The 15,423-nt window shown below is 70.5% G+C and carries 17 protein-coding genes; 14 read left to right on the top strand and 3 right to left on the bottom strand.

Features of this window, described 5'->3' with window-relative positions:
* Positions 1-943: serine/threonine-protein kinase (locus ABD419_RS18380; protein ID WP_344489196.1), on the bottom strand; the 943-nt coding region annotated here is incomplete at its 3' end.
* Between the two features lie 389 nt (positions 944-1,332).
* Here ABD419_RS18380 and ABD419_RS18375 point away from each other — a divergent pair.
* The 6 genes from ABD419_RS18375 to ABD419_RS18350 all read left to right on the top strand — a co-directional run bounded on the left by ABD419_RS18375 (position 1,333) and on the right by ABD419_RS18350 (position 6,513).
* Positions 1,333-1,962, top strand: coding sequence for a DUF4272 domain-containing protein (locus tag ABD419_RS18375; protein WP_344489194.1), 630 nt, complete (start codon positions 1,333-1,335; stop codon positions 1,960-1,962).
* Positions 1,963-1,998: 36 nt separating this feature from the next.
* Positions 1,999-3,090: an adenosine deaminase gene (locus ABD419_RS18370; RefSeq protein ID WP_344489192.1), complete on the top strand. Its 1,092-nt coding sequence runs from the start codon at positions 1,999-2,001 to the stop codon at positions 3,088-3,090.
* Between the two features lie 23 nt (positions 3,091-3,113).
* A complete protein-coding gene (locus tag ABD419_RS18365) occupies positions 3,114-4,358 on the top strand; it encodes an amidohydrolase family protein (RefSeq protein ID WP_344489189.1) in 1,245 nt (414 codons plus the stop codon).
* 800 nt (positions 4,359-5,158) lie between these two features.
* Positions 5,159-5,797 (top strand): class I SAM-dependent methyltransferase, encoded by a 639-nt coding sequence (locus ABD419_RS18360; RefSeq protein WP_344489235.1) that lies wholly within the window; start codon positions 5,159-5,161, stop codon positions 5,795-5,797.
* Between the two features lie 99 nt (positions 5,798-5,896).
* A complete protein-coding gene (locus ABD419_RS18355; protein ID WP_091052212.1) occupies positions 5,897-6,103 on the top strand; it encodes a type II toxin-antitoxin system VapB family antitoxin in 207 nt (68 codons plus the stop codon).
* Entirely contained in the window at positions 6,100-6,513 is a 414-nt protein-coding gene (locus ABD419_RS18350) for a PIN domain nuclease (RefSeq protein WP_344489185.1), read from the top strand. The genes ABD419_RS18355 and ABD419_RS18350 overlap by 4 nt, the downstream gene beginning before the upstream one ends.
* Positions 6,514-6,520: 7 nt before the next feature.
* On the opposite strand, the gene ABD419_RS18345 is transcribed toward ABD419_RS18350, so the two are convergent.
* Positions 6,521-7,381 (bottom strand): dioxygenase family protein, encoded by an 861-nt coding sequence (locus ABD419_RS18345; protein ID WP_344489183.1) that lies wholly within the window; start codon positions 7,379-7,381, stop codon positions 6,521-6,523.
* Between the two features lie 83 nt (positions 7,382-7,464).
* Between ABD419_RS18345 and ABD419_RS18340 the strand changes: the two genes are divergently transcribed.
* Positions 7,465-7,926 (top strand): MarR family winged helix-turn-helix transcriptional regulator, encoded by a 462-nt coding sequence (locus tag ABD419_RS18340; protein ID WP_344489181.1) that lies wholly within the window; start codon positions 7,465-7,467, stop codon positions 7,924-7,926.
* Between the two features lie 75 nt (positions 7,927-8,001).
* Here the strand turns inward: ABD419_RS18340 and wrbA are convergent, their stop codons facing one another.
* Entirely contained in the window at positions 8,002-8,622 is a 621-nt protein-coding gene (wrbA, locus tag ABD419_RS18335) for an NAD(P)H:quinone oxidoreductase (RefSeq protein ID WP_344489179.1), read from the bottom strand.
* 444 nt (positions 8,623-9,066) lie between these two features.
* On the opposite strand from wrbA, the gene ABD419_RS18330 reads away from it, so the two are divergent.
* Genes ABD419_RS18330 through nuoF form a run of 7 tightly spaced genes read left to right on the top strand, consistent with a single transcriptional unit; the run spans position 9,067 to position 15,421 of the window.
* Positions 9,067-10,353, top strand: a complete 1,287-nt coding sequence (locus ABD419_RS18330) for a geranylgeranyl reductase family protein (RefSeq protein WP_344489176.1) — start codon at positions 9,067-9,069, stop codon at positions 10,351-10,353.
* Between the two features lie 2 nt (positions 10,354-10,355).
* On the top strand, positions 10,356-10,715 hold the full coding sequence (locus ABD419_RS18325; protein WP_344489173.1) for an NADH-quinone oxidoreductase subunit A: 360 nt from the start codon (positions 10,356-10,358) through the stop codon (positions 10,713-10,715).
* A gap of 9 nt (positions 10,716-10,724) precedes the next feature.
* Entirely contained in the window at positions 10,725-11,360 is a 636-nt protein-coding gene (locus ABD419_RS18320) for a NuoB/complex I 20 kDa subunit family protein (protein WP_344489170.1), read from the top strand.
* Positions 11,357-12,052, top strand: a complete 696-nt coding sequence (locus ABD419_RS18315; RefSeq protein WP_344489167.1) for an NADH-quinone oxidoreductase subunit C — start codon at positions 11,357-11,359, stop codon at positions 12,050-12,052. The genes ABD419_RS18320 and ABD419_RS18315 overlap by 4 nt, the downstream gene beginning before the upstream one ends.
* Positions 12,049-13,383, top strand: a complete 1,335-nt coding sequence (locus tag ABD419_RS18310; RefSeq protein WP_344489164.1) for an NADH-quinone oxidoreductase subunit D — start codon at positions 12,049-12,051, stop codon at positions 13,381-13,383. Before ABD419_RS18315 ends, ABD419_RS18310 begins: the two co-directional genes overlap by 4 nt.
* Entirely contained in the window at positions 13,380-14,078 is a 699-nt protein-coding gene (nuoE, locus tag ABD419_RS18305) for an NADH-quinone oxidoreductase subunit NuoE (RefSeq protein WP_344489161.1), read from the top strand. Before ABD419_RS18310 ends, nuoE begins: the two co-directional genes overlap by 4 nt.
* Positions 14,075-15,421 (top strand): NADH-quinone oxidoreductase subunit NuoF, encoded by a 1,347-nt coding sequence (nuoF, locus tag ABD419_RS18300; RefSeq protein WP_344489158.1) that lies wholly within the window; start codon positions 14,075-14,077, stop codon positions 15,419-15,421. The genes nuoE and nuoF overlap by 4 nt, the downstream gene beginning before the upstream one ends.
* The last annotated feature ends 2 nt before the right edge of the window (positions 15,422-15,423 follow it).

Raw genomic sequence — 15,423 nt, 5'->3', positions numbered from 1 at the left:
CGGCGGCGGCCTCGACGGCGATGCCGGCGAGGGCGAGGGGCGCGCGGAACGGCCAGGTGGGGTCGCCGCAGTCGCGGATCGGGGCCGCGGAGGCCGGTGCGGCGCGGAGGAGCTCGGCGAGGCGGAGGTAGACGGCGGCGGCGTCGGAGCCGCGGTCGGCGGGCTCCTTGGAGAGGAGGCGCGAGACGAGGCCGTCGAGTTCGGCGGGCAGGTCGGGGCGGCGGCGGCGGACGGGGTCGGGGAGCTCCTTGAGGTGGGCGGTCTGGACCTCGTAGGCGGAGCCGCGGTCGGCGAAGAGGCGTTCGCCGGTGGCCATCTCGTAGAGGAGGGCGCCGAGGGCGTAGAGGTCGGCGGCGGGTCCGGCGGGCTGGGCGCGGATCTGCTCGGGGGCCATGTAGTTGAGGGTGCCGGGCTTGTCGCCGGTGGCGGTGAGGCGGGCGGCGTCGAGGTCGAGGACGGCGGCGATGCCGAAGTCGACGACGTGGACGAGGCCGGCGGGGCCGACGATGATGTTGGCGGGCTTGAGGTCGCGGTGGATGACCTGCCGGGCGTGGGCGGCCTCCAGGACCGAGGCGAGCTGGGCGCCGACGGCGAGGGTCCAGTCGGCGGGGAGGGGGCCGGCCTCGTCGAGGAGGTCGCGGAGGTTGAGCCCGGGGAGGTAGGCCATGGCGAGGAACAGCTCGCCGGACTCGTCGTCGAGGCCCGCGTCGAAGATGGCGGGGACGCCGGGGTGGCCTATCTGGGCGGTGACGCGGGCTTCGCGGCGGAAGCGGGCGGCGGCCTCGTACCGCTGGGGGCCGTCCAGGAGGTCCGGTTTGACGAGTTTGACGGCGATCTCGCGGTCGAGTTGCTGGTCGACGGCCTGCCAGACGCGTCCCATGCCGCCCGCGCCGATCGGGCGGACCAGTTGGTACCGGTTCGCTACGACTTGGAGACTGCTCACGTCTTAAGGATGCCGGTCGGCCGCGGCCGACCGGAGACCGGACCCCGGGCGCGGAGGCGTGAGGAGCGTCTCCCGCCGCGGGCGTGCTACTGCAAAGTAGGTTTCCGGACAGTCTGGTTCGAACAGGTGTCGAATGGCAGCAGTCACAAGGCGGTCAATCCGCCCCTCCGGACACTTGCGACACGGGACGGGATCGATGAAACACCTGCGTAACAGGTGTATGGAACCCGTACTAATTCCGCGGCCCACGTTGACTCCGGCCTGTGTCGGACGCTACAGTTCTTCACAACCACCCCCACCGAGTGAACGCGCACTCACCCCCGCAGGTGAACCCCAAAGTGGTAGGGAGCCCCATGCCGACGGTGACCTCAGATCCCCGGACCCTTCGTATGCGCACTGTGGACGGCTTCGTCGCGCTCGGCATACCCTCGCCGCCCCCGCAGCTGCCGCTCCCGTTCCCGGAGGGGCGGCTGCCCCGGCTGCGCCCCCGCGGGCACGTGGAGGCCCGCGCCGCGATCCTGAACATCGTGCAGGCCCGCGTCTTCGACATGCCCGAGGAGCTCGCCATGCGCTGGCTCCTCGACGCGCACGTCCTCGACCACCTCGCCCCCGACGAGTGGGGCTTCATCGCCTGCGGCAGAGGCGACCGCGGCCGCTACGCCGACCAGCTGGAGGCCCTGTACACGGTCGCGTGGCTGCTGGGCCTGGTCGACCACCTCGACCCGGGGGTGCCCTGCTCGGAGGAGCTGCCCGAGCTGCTCCCGGACCTGCGCCGCCCCGAGTCGTTCGGGTCCTGGCGGGACCGGCAGCTGACGCCGACGCGCGACCCCGGCGTCGTCGCGGAGATGCTCGACTTCTACTACTGCCTGGACTGGGTGTGCGACCAGTCGCGCCGCGCGGGCCAGCCGCTGCCGCGCGGCGTCGACGACAGCCTGGTGTGGCACCGGCGCTGGGCCCTGGAGTGGGCCGTGGTCTTCGACAACGAGCGGCCCGTCCACTGGGACGAGGTCCGGCTGTGAGGCGCGCCCGCGTCAGCGCCTGACTATATTCATGGGATGAATGCTGAGGCTCTCACCCATGACCAGCTCGTCGCGGCCCCCAAGGTCGTCCTCCACGAGCACCTCGACGGCGGCGTGCGCCCGCAGACGCTCATCGAGATCGCCGACGAGATCGGCCACGAGCTGCCCGCGACCGAGGCCGGCGCGCTGGCCGACTGGTTCTTCGAGTCCGCCGACTCCGGCACCCTCGCCCGGTACCTGGAGACCTTCGACCACACGATCGCCGTGTCCCAGAAGGCCGACCACTGCTTCCGGATCGCCTCCGAGGCCGCGCAGGACCTCGCCGCCGACGGCGTCGTCTACGCCGAGCTGCGGTACGCCCCCGAGCAGCAGCTCCAGGGCGGGCTGTCCCTCGAGGAGGTCGTCGAAGCCACCCTCGCCGGGTTCGAGGAGGGCGAGCGCCTCGCCGAGAAGGCCGGGCACCGCATCAAGGCCCGCACCATCCTCTGCGGGATGCGCCACGCCGACCGCACCCTGGAGGTCGCCAAGCTCGCGACCGCCTACCGCGACAAGGGCGTCGTCGGCTTCGACATCGCCGGCGGCGAGATCGGCAACCCCGCCGAGGCGCACGTCGCGGCCTTCGACTACCTGCGCCGCGAGAACATGCCGTTCACGATCCACGCCGGCGAGTCGGTCGGCCCCGAGTCGATCTGGGGCGCGGTCTCGGTGTGCGGCGCCAACCGCATCGGCCACGGCGTGCAGCTCATCAAGGACATCGACCTCACCGGCGACTCGGCGAAGCTCTCCAACCTCGCGCACTACATCCGCGACCGCCGCATCGCGCTCGAGGTGTGCCCGTCGTCGAACCTCCAGACCGAGGGCGCCGAGTCCATCGAGACGCACCCGATCAAGGAGCTGTTCGACCTCGGCTTCCGCGTCACCGTCAACAACGACAACCGGCTCATGAGCCGCACCCACACCTCCCGGGAGTTCCAGCTGCTCTCCGAGACGTTCGGGTGGGGCTGGGCCGAGGTCAAGCGGTGCACCGAGAACGCCGTCAAGGCCGCGTTCCTGCACCAGCCCGAGCGCCGCGCGCTCCTCGAGGAGGTCGTCCGGCCCGCCTACAAGGCGCTGGAGGCGTCCGCTTAGGAACCCTGAGTAAGCTCGGGTCCATGCACGTTTACACCGCCCCTGTCGTCGTCCCGCTCGCGGGCGATCCGATCCGGGAGGGCGCGGTCGGGGTCGACGGCGGGCGGATCGCCTACGTCGGCCCCGCCGCCGGCGCCCCCGAGGCCGACGAGACCACCGCGTTCACCGGCGTCATGACGCCCGGCCTGGTCAACGCCCACACGCACCTCTGCTACACCGCGTTCGCCGACATGTACGGCAACGAAAAAGAGTTCTTCGAGTGGATCCAGGAGTTCGCGCGGCGCAACCCCGAGACCGCCGACGAGGCGTGGAAGGCCTCCGTGCAGCTCGGCATCGACGAGTCGCTCGCGAACGGCGTCACCGCCGTCGCCGACGTCGTCACCCCCGCCGCGGGCTTCGCGCCCCTCCTCGCCTCCGACCTCGCCGGCGTCGCCTACTGGGAGGCGTGCTTCATCGACGACGCCGCCTGGGAGGTCCGCCGCAACGCCTGGCGCGAGGTCGTCACCGACACCCGGGCCGTCAACAACTCCGACGTCGCCGTCGGCATCAGCCCCCACACGCTGTACACGCTCGGCACGAACGTCGGCAAGGGCCTCGCCGAACTCGCGCGCACCCTCGACATCCGCCTCCACCCCCACCTCGCCGAGACCATGCACGAGGACATGTTCGTGCGCCGCGGCTCCGGCCCGTTCGCGTTCATGAACCGCCGCGCCGGCCTCGCCCTCGAACTCGCCGACGGCGGCGCCGGGCACTCCCCGGCCGCCCAGATGGACAAGGTCGGCTGGCTCGGCGCCGACGCCCACGTCGCCCACGGCGTCCACCTCGACAAGACCGACCGGGAGCTCCTGCGCGCCAAGGGCACCGCGGTCGCCCTCTGCGCCCGCTCCAACGCCCGCCTCGAAGCCGGCGAACCGCCGGTCGCGGCCCTGCGCGCCGAGGGCAACACCGTCGCCGTCGGCACCGACTCCCGCGCCTCCGCCCCCGACCTCGACGTCGCCGCCGAATGGCCCGTCCTCCGCCGGCTCGCCCTCGCCCAGGGCGACGGCGGCGAGGGCCTCAACGAATGGCTCGTCCGCGCCGCCACCGAGGGCGGCGCCGCGGCCCTCGGCCGCACCGACATCGGCGTCCTCAAGGAGGGCGCCCGCGCCGACCTCGCCGTCTTCGACGTCGACACCGACGGCGACCCGTACGCCGCCCTCGTCACCGGCGCCGCCGGGAACTGCACCGCCACCGTGCTCAAGGGCAGCCTCGTCCAGGACGCGGCCTAGCCCGTCCCACCCAGCGGTAGGAACCGTCCCAGGAGATAACACTTCGATCTCGACGCTTGCCGGGCGGCCGGTCCGTCCGCAATGCTGAACGAGGCCCGTGTGGTGCACGGAGCCTTACGTCTCGATTCACCGGAGAGGTCCCCGCCTCTCCGGGTATCCCCTGGAGAAGGCGGGGCGCGCGCGCCGCGCGCCCCGCCGCCGCGCCTCCCGGGCCCGGACGCCCTCCCCGCCCCCCTCCCGCCCTCATGCGACGATGCGGGCGATGTACCCCTAAACCAGCTCCAACCTCGGGATTCGGGCCGATCGTGACGACTCGGCCGCCGCCTGTGACCGCGCCCACCCGCTAGTTATCGGATGGGTTACGCGCGATAACGGTTCGGTTTCATAGATCGACATCACAGCGTCCATGCGTCAAGCTCATCGTGTAGCGCAGGCCGCACTCGGGGGATCTCTCAGCGTCATCCCAGACTGAGGAGCGGCGCACCTGCGCCGGGTCCCACCGACGACGAGGAGGCGCAGTGCACGGACACCCGGTCACTCCGGCTCCCCATGCCGCGCAAGCGGTCCCGTCGGTCCCCACCGAAGCTCCCTCTCCGGGCGAGCGTGCGGTCCCTCCCTGCTCCCTCAGGTCCGCACGCGACGCGTAACCCCTGCGCGCGCCCGATTTAACCCCTTGATCCGCCGGGGCCCACACCGACAGGGCTCCGGCGGATTTTCTCTGCGCGGTGTGCGAGGCTGTCGTGGTGATCGAGGCGAACGAAGCGAATACCCCGCGTAAAGAACCCGGCCGCATCGCGGCGATGTTCGACCGCGTCGCGCCGAACTACGACCGCGCGAACACCGTCATGGTCGCCGGGCAGGACAAGCGCTGGCGCCGCGCCGTGCGCGAGGCCCTCAGCCTCCAGCCGGGCGAGCGCTGCCTCGACCTCGGCGCGGGCACCGGCGTCTCCACCGTCGAGCTCGCCAAGTCCGGCGCCGACGTCATCGGCGTCGACTTCTCCCTCGGGATGCTCCAGGCGCACCAGGACCGCCAGGTCCCGCTCGTGAACGCCGACGCGCTGCACCTGCCGTTCGCCGACAACACGTTCAACGCCGTCACCGGCTCCTTCTTCATCCGCAACGTCGCCGACCTCGACGCCTGCCTGGCCGAGATCCTCCGCGTCCTCGCCCCCGGCGGCCGCATGGTCCTGTGCGAGGTCTCCACGCCCGTCTGGAAGCCCTACCGCAAGGCCCACGGCGTCTTCGTGAAGCACGTCCTCCCCAAGGTCGCCGGCCGCGTCGGCTCCGACGCCGACGCCTACCGCTACCTCTCCGACTCCACGCTCCAGTGGCCCTCCCAGTCCGACTTCGCCGACCGCATCGTCAAGGCCGGCTACCGCAAGGTCGCCTGGCGCAACCTCGCCGGCGGCGCCGTCGCCATGCACCGCGGCTTCAAGTAGCAGCCGGGTCCGCCTCTCCGTGCCTGCGTACGCCTACTCGAGCCTACGCGGGTCTATACTGATATAGGCAGAACGTACGTCCAGTCGGAGGTGAGTCGGATGTCCAAGACGACGGTAGACATCAATACCGACCAAATGGAGCGGGCGCAGGCGATCCTGGGGACCTCGACCATCAAGGAGACGATCGACGTCGCCATCCGCCGCGTGATCGCGGAGGAGGCCCGCGAGCAGTTCATCGATCTCGCGTCCACCGGCTACTTCGCCGAACTCGCCGACCCCGAGGTGCGGCGGAAGCTGCGGTCGTGACGAGGTACCTGGGCGACACGAGCGCGCTGTCCCGCTGGGGCCTGGAACCGGTCAAAGCCCGGCTCGACCCGCTGCACCGCCGGGGGCTGATCGCCATCTGCGACGCGACCGAGTTCGAGATGCTCTTCTCCGCCCGCGACCGGGCCGAGCGGGACCGCCTCACCTCGATGCTGATCGCAGCGTTCCCGTGGGTGCCGATGGGCGACAACGTGTTCGCCGATGCGCTCGAACTTCAGCAGCGACTCACCGACCACGGCAGGCACCGCTGCGCGTCCCTGGTCGACGCGATGCTCGCGGTCGTGGCCGTGCGCGAGGGCCTCACGATCCTGCACTACGACCGCGACTTCGCGACCATCGCCGAGATCACCGGCCAGCCGGTCGAATGGGTCGTCGAACCGGGCACCGTCTGATCCCGGCTCACGCGAGCTGGAAGCTGCGCCTCGAGAGGCCGAACCAGTAGCCGTCGATGACCGTCTCGGCCGGCTGCTCCTGGTCGGCGGCCGCGCCGTAGGTGACGAAGAGCGGGATGTAGTGGTCAACGGTGGGGTGCGCGTAGGGCATCCCCGGGGCCTGCGAGCGGTAGCGGGCGAGTTCGTCGATGTCGCCGCGCCCCAGGGCCTCGGCGGCCCAGACGTCGAAGTCCGCGGACCAGCCGGGGACGCGGTCGGGGTGGTGGAAGTCGACGAACGGCAGGCCGTGGGTCATGAAGCCGGAGCCGACCACCAGGTAGCCCTCCTCGCGGAGCGGGCGCAGGCGCCGGCCGATCGCCATGAGGCGGTCGGGGTCGTGGGTCGGGATCGACATCTGGAGGACCGGGACGTCGCCGTACGGGTACATGACCTTGAGCGGCACCCACGCGCCGTGGTCGAGGCCGCGGCTCGCGTGCTGGTGCAGCGGTTCGGAGTCGGGCATCGCGGCGGCGACGCGCTTCGCCATCGCGGAGGCGTCCGGCGTCGTGTACGTCATCTCGAAGTACCGCTGCGCGAAGCCCCCGAAGTCGTACACCAGGGGCGTGCCCGGGGCGGGGCTGGAGAGCATGAGCGGCGCGGCCTCCCAGTGCGCCGAGACGATGAGGACGCCCTTGGGGCGCGGCATGCCCTGCGCCCACGCGAACAGCCGGTCCATCCAGTCGGCCTCGTCGAACAGCGGCGGCGCGCCGTGGCTCAGGTAGAGCGCGGGCAGGGCCCCGTCGGCGGGGGTCCAGTCGCGGCGCTCGGCCGCACGGGGCGCGGTGGTCTCGAGGAAGGCGTCGAACGCGGCGCCGGGACGGGTGGACATCGGGGACTCCAGTCTCTTGAACCTTCAATGAAAATGCTACTCGGGTTCCTTGAGGAATCAAGTAGTGAAGTTAAGCTTGGGGCATGAGTGATGCGGTGCAGTGGCTCGACGACGAGGAGATGGCGGCGTGGCTGCCGCTGATCGGCCTGGTCATGCGCCTCCCCGGCGCGCTCGACCACTCCCTGCGCCGCGACGTGGGCCTGAGCCACTTCGAGTACGGCGTCCTGGCCGTGCTGGAGCAGGCCGAGGACCAGACCATGCGGATGAGCGACCTCGCGTACCTGTGCAACGGCTCGCTCTCGCGCCTGTCGCACGTCGCCCGCCGCCTCGAGGGCGACGGCCTGCTGGTCCGCTCCGCCTGCCCCACCGACGGCCGCTCGACGCTCGCGGGCCTCACCGACGGCGGCCGCGAGCTCCTGCGGAACGCCGCCCCCGGCCACGTGCAGACCGTGCGCTCGCTCATCTTCGACGAGTTCTCCCGCGAGGAGGTCCGGCTGCTCGGGCAGATGGCCCGGCGGATCGTGGCCCGCATCCAGGCCGCCTGAGCCCCGGGTACGACGCGGCCCGGCCGGTTCCCGCAGGTGCCCTTGGGAGTCCGACCGGGCCTCGAGTGCTGAGCCCTAGGCGCCGATGGCGGCGCGGCCGGCCTTGAGGGCCGCGGCCGTGGCGACGACGCGCTCGGCCTGGGCGGTGGCCCCGGCGAGGGTCTGCTCGTCGATGTCGTAGCCGTTCCAGTGCGACACGCCGTACGGCGAGGCGTTGGCGAACAGGGTCTCGTTCGCGTAGCCGGGGGCGACGATGATGCCGCCGAAGTGGTGGAACGAGTTGTAGAGCGCGAGCAGCGTCGACTCGTTGCCGCCGTGCTTGCCGGAGGCCGCGGCGAAGCCGGAGTAGACCTTGTCGGCGAGCTGGCCCTGGAACCACTGCGGGCCGAGGGTGTCGAGGAACTGCTTGAGCTGCGCCGCGACGTTGCCGTAGCGGGTCGGGGAGCCCATCACGACGGCGTCGGCCCAGACGACGTCGTCCGCGGCGGCCACGGGGATCTCCTGGATCGCCTCGTGGTTCGCGGCCCAGGCCGGGTTCGAGTCGATCGCGGCCTGCGGGGCCAGCTCGGCGACGCGGCGCAGCCGCACCTCGGCGCCGGCCTTCTCGGCCGACTCGGCGATCTGCTTCGCCAGCGCGGTGACGTTGCCGGTGGCCGAGTAGAAGATCACGGAGACCTTGACGGGTTCGACGGTCATGTTCTGCCTCTTCCGGGAAGACTTCAGGTAGTTCAGATTTGAATTACCCATCGACCATAGCGGCGCGCCCTGGAAAGTTCAAATTCGAACCATGTGGCGCTCGACACCATCCGCCCGATTCGCGAATCAGTCCGGCGGGGGAGCGATCGCGATGTCTTGTCGTGTTACGAGAGTGTTTCCAGGTATCGACAGTTGCCAGGTGTATCAACTGTCGGCTTTATCACTGCGGATCGCGCCGCCACGCCAGCCGCTCCAATCGCTCCCGCAACTCTGGTTCAAGTACACGCGTACGGCTCGTGACCTCGAATAATGACAACTTAGGCGGACCTAAGTGACAGGGCGTAGATATCGAAGTTCTAGACTGGCTGCAAACGCTTGTGAAGATCTTCACAAGCGGGTTGGTCGTGTAAAGGATCACCACCCCATCCGCCTGAGAGGACGCCCGTGACCACTCACGCAACCCCGGATGCCGACGTCATCGTCGTCGGCGCCGGGCCCGGTGGTTCGGCCGCAGCCCACCACCTGGCCGCCCGGGGCCTCGACGTTCTGCTGCTGGAGAAGACCCGCTTCCCGAGGGAGAAGGTCTGCGGCGACGGACTGACGCCGCGCGCGGTCGCGCAGCTGCTCAAGATGGGCGTCGACACCTCCGAGTCCGCCGGCTGGATCCGTAACCGCGGGCTGCGCGTCGTCGCCGACGACATCGCCATCGAGCTCGACTGGCCCGTGCTCGAGCACTTCCCCGACTACGGGCTCACCCGCACCCGGTACGACTTCGACCAGCTCCTGGCCGACAAGGCCGTGGAGGCCGGGGCGAAGCTCCTCACCGGCGCCAAGGTCACCGCGCCGCTGTTCGACCTCGCCGGCCGCGTCTGCGGCGTCACCGCGGTCCAGGACGGCGAGACGGCGGTCTTCAAGGCGCCCTTGGTGATCGCCGCCGACGGCGTCTCAGGAAGGCTCGCGCTCTCGCTCGGCCTGAAGCGGGACGAGCGGCGCCCCATGGGCGTCGCGGTCCGCCAGTACTACAAGTCCGAGGCAAAGCACGACGACCAGTACCTGGAGTCGTGGCTGTCGCTGCGCACTGCCGCGGAGCCGGACGTGCTCCAGCCGGGGTACGGCTGGATCTTCGGGCTCGGCGACGGCCGCGTGAACGCGGGCCTGGGCGTCCTCAACTCCTCCGAGGGCTACGGCAAGACCGACTACCGCGCGCTGCTGCGGGACTGGCTGGCGAACACGCCCGAGGAGTGGGGCCTCGCCGACGAGGCGAACGCCGACGGGCCGGTCCGCGGGGCCGCGCTCCCCATGGGGTTCAACCGGACGCCGCACTACAGCCGCGGGCTCATGCTCGTCGGCGACTCGGGCGGGATGGTGAACCCGTTCAACGGGGAGGGCATCGCGTACGCGATCGAGGCGGGCGAGGTCGCCGCGCAGGTGGCGGCGGAGGCCCTGCGGTCGCCGAGCGTGCCGCGCCGCGAGGCGGTGCTGCGGTCGTACGCCGACCGGATGGACGGCCTGTGGGGCTCGTACTACCGGATGGGCGGGATCTTCACGCACCTCATCGGGAGGCCCGCCGTCATGAAGCTGTGCACCGAGCACGGCCTGAAGCGTCCCGCGCTCATGCGCGTCGTACTGAAACTGCTCGCGAACCTCACCGACCGGCCCGGTCGGGACGCCGCCGACCACATCGTCAACGGCATGCGGTTCGTCACTCCGACTCTCGGAAGGAGGCTCTGAGGATGGACGTCTACGTGCCGGTCGTCATCATGCTCGCGATCGGGGGCGGCTTCGGCGTCGTCTCGGTGATCGCGTCGCGGATCGCCGGCCCCCGCCGCCGGAACCGCGCCAAGGAGGACCCGTACGAGTGCGGCATCGAGCCCGCGCCGACGACCTCGGGCCCCACGAAGTTCCCGGTGAAGTTCTACCTCACCGCCATGCTGTTCATCGTCTTCGACATCGAGATCATCTTCCTCGTGCCGTGGGCGGTCCACCACGACGTGCTCGGGATCTTCGGGTTCTGGGCCGTCCTCATGTTCATCGCCGCGCTGTTCGTCGCCTACGCCTACGAATGGCGCCGCGGCGGACTGGACTGGGACTGAGGCTCCACCATGGGTGTAGAAGAGAAACTCCCGCAAGGCATCATCCTCACCACCGTCGAGGCGCTGGTCAATTGGACGCGGCGGGCCTCGATGTGGCCGGCGACGTTCGGCCTGGCGTGCTGCGCGATCGAGATGATGGCGACCGGCGCCGCGCGCTACGACACCGGCCGGTTCGGCATGGAGGTCTTCCGGGCGTCCCCGCGCCAGGCCGACCTGATGATCGTGGCCGGGCGCGTCAGCCAGAAGATGGCGCCGGTGCTGCGCCAGATCTACGACCAGATGGCCGAGCCCAAGTGGGTGCTGTCGATGGGCGTGTGCGCGACCTCCGGCGGCATGTTCAACAACTACGCGATCGTGCAGGGCGTCGACCACGTCGTGCCGGTCGACATGTACCTCCCCGGCTGCCCGCCCCGGCCCGAGATGCTGCTGGACGCGATCCTCAAGCTCCACGAGAAGGTCCAGCACGAGCCGTTGGGCGAGAAGCGCAAGCAGGCGCTCGCCGACCTCCCCGAGCCGGTCGTCAAGCCCGGCGCGATGCCCTCCTCGTACCGCTTCGACAAGCAGCGCAAGAAGGAGTGGACCGAGGCCGTGAAGGCCGGGACCGAGGAGCAGCTGCGCATCCGGAAGGCGGTGGCGAAGCGATGAGCGACGAAGCGACCGGTGCGGGCGAGGCCCGCCCCGACGGCGTCCAGCCCGTCGGCGTGCAGCGCAAGGGCCTGTTCGGCGCGGCCGACACGGGCGACACCTCCGGGTTCGGCGGGCTCGTGCAGTCCGCGCCGACCGCGGGGGAGATCGTGTCGACCGCGGAGCCGCTCGGCGGCTACTTCGACGAGGTCGTCGGGGCGCTCCGGGAGCTCCTCGGCGAGGACGTCACCCGCGCGGTCGTCGTCGACCGCGGCGAGCTCACGGTCTACATCGCGCCGGACCGCACCGAAGAGGTCTGCAAGACGATGCGCGACGACGAGAGCCTCCGGTTCGAGCTGTGCAACTCGGTGTCCGGTGTGGACTACCCGGACCAGCGCAACCGCCTCCACGTGGTCTACCACCTCACCTCGATGACGTACCGGCGCCGCGTGCGCCTGGAGACCGCGGTGGGCCTGGACAACCCGGTCGTCCACTCGGTGACCTCGGTGTACCCGACCGCCGACTGGCAGGAGCGCGAGGCGTACGACATGTTCGGCGTGGTCTTCGAGGGCCACCCGCACCTGACCCGCATCCTCATGCCCGACGACTGGGAGGGCCACCCGCAGCGGAAGGACTACCCGCTCGGGGGCATCGCGGTCGAATACAAGGGGGCGCACATCCCGCCGCCCGATGAGCGCAGGAGCTACAAGTGACCACAACCGAGCACGGCACCGACGCCTACGCGGCGGAACGGGACACCACCGAAGGCCGCGTCTACACCGTCACCGGCGGCGACTGGGACGAGCTCGTCTCCTCGGTCGACCCGGTCAACGAAGAGCGCCTCATCATCAACCTCGGCCCGCAGCACCCGTCCACGCACGGCGTGCTGCGCCTGGTCTGCGAGCTCGAAGGCGAGACGGTCCGCTCCGTGCGGCCCATCGTCGGGTACCTCCACACCGGCATCGAGAAGAACATGGAGTACCGGACCTGGGTCCAGGGCACCACGTTCGTCACCCGCGCCGACTACCTCGCGCCGATCTTCAACGAGACCGCGTACTGCCTCGCCGTCGAGAAGCTCCTCGGGATCCGGGTGCCCCGCCGTGCCGACGTCATCCGCGTCATCATGATGGAGCTCAACCGCATCAGCTCCCACCTGGTGGCCCTCGCGACCACCGGCATGGAGCTCGGCGCGCTCTCGATGATGATCTACGGCTTCCGCGACCGCGAGAAGATCCTCGACATCTTCGAGGCCGTCTGCGGCCTGCGCATGAACATGGCGTACGTCCGCCCCGGCGGCGTCGCCCAGGACCTCCCGGTCGACGGCGTCCGCATGATCCGCGAGTTCGTCGACTACATGCCCAAGGGCCTCGACGACTACGAGGGCCTGCTCACCGGCAACGTCATCTGGCAGGAGCGCACCCAGGGCGTCGGCTACCTCGACGTCTCCGGCTGCCTCGCCCTCGGCGTCACCGGCCCCGTCCTCCGCTCCGCCGGGCTCCCCTGGGACCTGCGCAAGACCGACCCGTACTGCGGGTACGAGGAGTACGACTTCGAGGTCGCCACCCACAACGGCGCCGACGCCTGGGCCCGCTACGTGGTCCGCCTCGAGGAGATCCGCCAGAGCCTGCGCATCATCGAGCAGGGCCTCGAGAAGCTCGAGCCCGGCCCGGTCATGGTCGAGGACAAGAAGATCGCCTGGCCCGCCCAGCTCGCCCTCGGCGCGGACGGCTCCGGCAACAGCCTCAACCACATCCGGCACATCATGAGCCAGTCGATGGAGGCGCTGATCCACCACTTCAAGCTCGTCACCGAGGGCTTCCGCGTCCCGGCCGGGCAGGTGTACACCGCCATCGAGGCGCCCCGCGGCGAGCTCGGGGTCCACGCCGTCTCCGACGGCGGCACCCGGCCGTTCCGCGTCCATCTCAGAGAGCCCTCCTTCGTCAACCTCCAGTCCATCCCGGCGCTCGCCGAGGGCGGCCTGCTCGCTGACGTCATCGCGGGCGGGGCCTCGCTCGACCCGGTCATGGGAGGTTGCGACAGGTGAACTACCCGGAGAAGATCCGCGAGCAGGCCGAGGCCATCCTCGTCCGCTACCCCGAGGGCCGCGAGCGCTCCGCGCTCCTGCCGCTCCTCCACCTCGTGCAGTCGCACGACGGCTACGTCTCCGACGACGGGATCGCGTTCTGCGCCGACGTCCTCGGCATCACCAAGGCCCAGGTGCAGGCGGTCTCGACCTTCTACACCATGTACAAGCGCGAACCGGCCGGCGACTGGCTCGTCTCGGTGTGCACCAACACCCTCTGCCAGGCCAAGGGCGGGCAGAAGGTCTTCGACGCGCTCAGCGACGAGCTCGACGTCGGCCACGACGAGACCACCGTCGACGGCAAGATCACGCTCGAGCACGCCGAGTGCCTCGCCGCCTGCGACTACGCGCCCGTCGTCACCGTCAACTACGAGTTCTACGACGACATGGACGAGGCGAAGTCCCTCGAACTGGTCCGCGAGCTCAAAGAAGGCCGCCGCCCGGTCCCCAGCCGCGGCGCCCCGCTGTGCACCCTCCGCGAGATCTCCGTGCAGCTCGCCGGGTTCGAGGAGGAGCGCACCGCCGGACTCGAGGGCAACGCCCAGGGCGACGCCACGCTCGCCGGGGCCCGCCTCGCCGCCGAGGCCGGCATCGCCGCCCCCGCGTACGACCCGGACGCCCCCCTGCTGAAGAAGGAACCCGAGGAAGCGAAGTGAGCGTAACCGTGCCCGGTCCCCGGCGTCCCCGCGAAGCCGTCCTCGACAAGCTCAAGCCCGTCGTCACCAAGCGCTGGCTCTCGCCCGGCGCCTGGCGCCTCGACGTCTACGAGCAGCTCGACGGCTACAAGGCGCTCCGCAAGGCCCTCCAGTACTCCGAGGGCGACCTCATCACCTTCATGAAGGACTCCGGGCACCGCGGCCGCGGCGGCGCCGGGTTCCCCGTCGGCATGAAGTGGCAGTTCGTGCCCGACGACGGCCAGGAGCACTACCTCGTCGTCAACGCCGACGAAGGCGAGCCGGGCACCTGCAAGGACCTGCCGCTCATGATGAACGACCCGCACTCGCTCATCGAGGGCATCGTCATCGCCTCCTACGCCATCAAGGCGTCCCGCGCGTTCGTGTACGTCCGCGGCGAGGCGGTCCACGCCGCCCGCCGCCTGCGCAACGCCGTCCGCGAGGCCAAGGAGGCCGGGTACCTCGGCACCGACATCCTCGGCTCCGGGTTCGACCTCGAGGTCGTGATCCACTCCGGCGCCGGCGCCTACATCTGCGGCGAGGAGACCGCCCTCCTCGACTCCCTGGAGGGCAAGCGCGGCCAGCCGCGCCTGCGCCCCCCGTTCCCCGCCACGCACGGGCTGTACAACAAGCCCACCTGCATCAACAACGTCGGCTCCATCGCCGCCGTCCCGCACATCGTGCTCGGCGGCGCCCAGTGGTGGAAGGACCTCGGCTCCGAGAACGCCGCCGGCACGATGATCTACTCGCTGTCGGGCCGCGTCAAGCGCCCCGGCCAGTACGAGTGCTCCATGGGCACCACGCTCCGCGAGCTCATCGAGCTCGCCGGCGGCATGACCGACGGCCACGAGCTCCGGTACTTCACCCCCGGCGGGTCCTCGACCCCCATGCTCTCGGCCGACTCGATCGACGTCCCGCTCGACTTCGACAACGTCGCCAAGGCCGGGTCCATCCTCGGCACCACCGCGGTCATGATCTTCTCCGACCAGGACTGCCCGGTGGTCTCCTGCTGGCGCTGGCTGAAGTTCTACCAGCACGAGTCCTGCGGCAAGTGCACCCCGTGCCGCGAGGGCAACTACTGGATGGTCCGCGTCTACGAGCGCATCCTCTCCGGACGCGGCGAGCTCTCGGACCTCAAACTCCTCGAGAGCGCCTGCAAGAACCTCCTCGGCCGCTCCTTCTGCGGCCTCGGCGACGGCGCCACCTCCTGCGTCACCTCGTCGCTGAAGTTCTTCCGGCAGGACTACCTCGACTACATCGAGGGCCACAAGCAGCCCCTCTTCACGGCGCCGTCGGACGACAGCTCGAAGATCGGAGCCCACTAGAC

It is taken from the genome of Glycomyces endophyticus (assembly GCF_039531525.1).
GTDB classification, from domain to species: Bacteria; Actinomycetota; Actinomycetes; order Mycobacteriales; family Micromonosporaceae; genus Glycomyces; species Glycomyces endophyticus.
The sequence above is the reverse complement of the archived record's forward strand: the minus strand, read 5'-3'. Positions and strand labels throughout refer to the sequence as shown.

Coding starts and splice junctions, on each gene's coding strand:
- ABD419_RS18375 (WP_344489194.1), top strand. CDS start 1,333: ATGCGCACTGTGGACGGCTTCGTCGCGCTCGGCATACCCTCGCCGCCC.
- ABD419_RS18370 (WP_344489192.1), top strand. CDS start 1,999: ATGAATGCTGAGGCTCTCACCCATGACCAGCTCGTCGCGGCCCCCAAG.
- ABD419_RS18365 (WP_344489189.1), top strand. CDS start 3,114: ATGCACGTTTACACCGCCCCTGTCGTCGTCCCGCTCGCGGGCGATCCG.
- ABD419_RS18360 (WP_344489235.1), top strand. CDS start 5,159: ATGTTCGACCGCGTCGCGCCGAACTACGACCGCGCGAACACCGTCATG.
- ABD419_RS18355 (WP_091052212.1), top strand. CDS start 5,897: ATGTCCAAGACGACGGTAGACATCAATACCGACCAAATGGAGCGGGCG.
- ABD419_RS18345 (WP_344489183.1), bottom strand. CDS start 7,381: ATGTCCACCCGTCCCGGCGCCGCGTTCGACGCCTTCCTCGAGACCACC.
- ABD419_RS18340 (WP_344489181.1), top strand. CDS start 7,465: ATGAGTGATGCGGTGCAGTGGCTCGACGACGAGGAGATGGCGGCGTGG.
- wrbA (WP_344489179.1), bottom strand. CDS start 8,622: ATGACCGTCGAACCCGTCAAGGTCTCCGTGATCTTCTACTCGGCCACC.
- ABD419_RS18325 (WP_344489173.1), top strand. CDS start 10,356: ATGGACGTCTACGTGCCGGTCGTCATCATGCTCGCGATCGGGGGCGGC.
- ABD419_RS18320 (WP_344489170.1), top strand. CDS start 10,725: ATGGGTGTAGAAGAGAAACTCCCGCAAGGCATCATCCTCACCACCGTC.
- ABD419_RS18315 (WP_344489167.1), top strand. CDS start 11,357: ATGAGCGACGAAGCGACCGGTGCGGGCGAGGCCCGCCCCGACGGCGTC.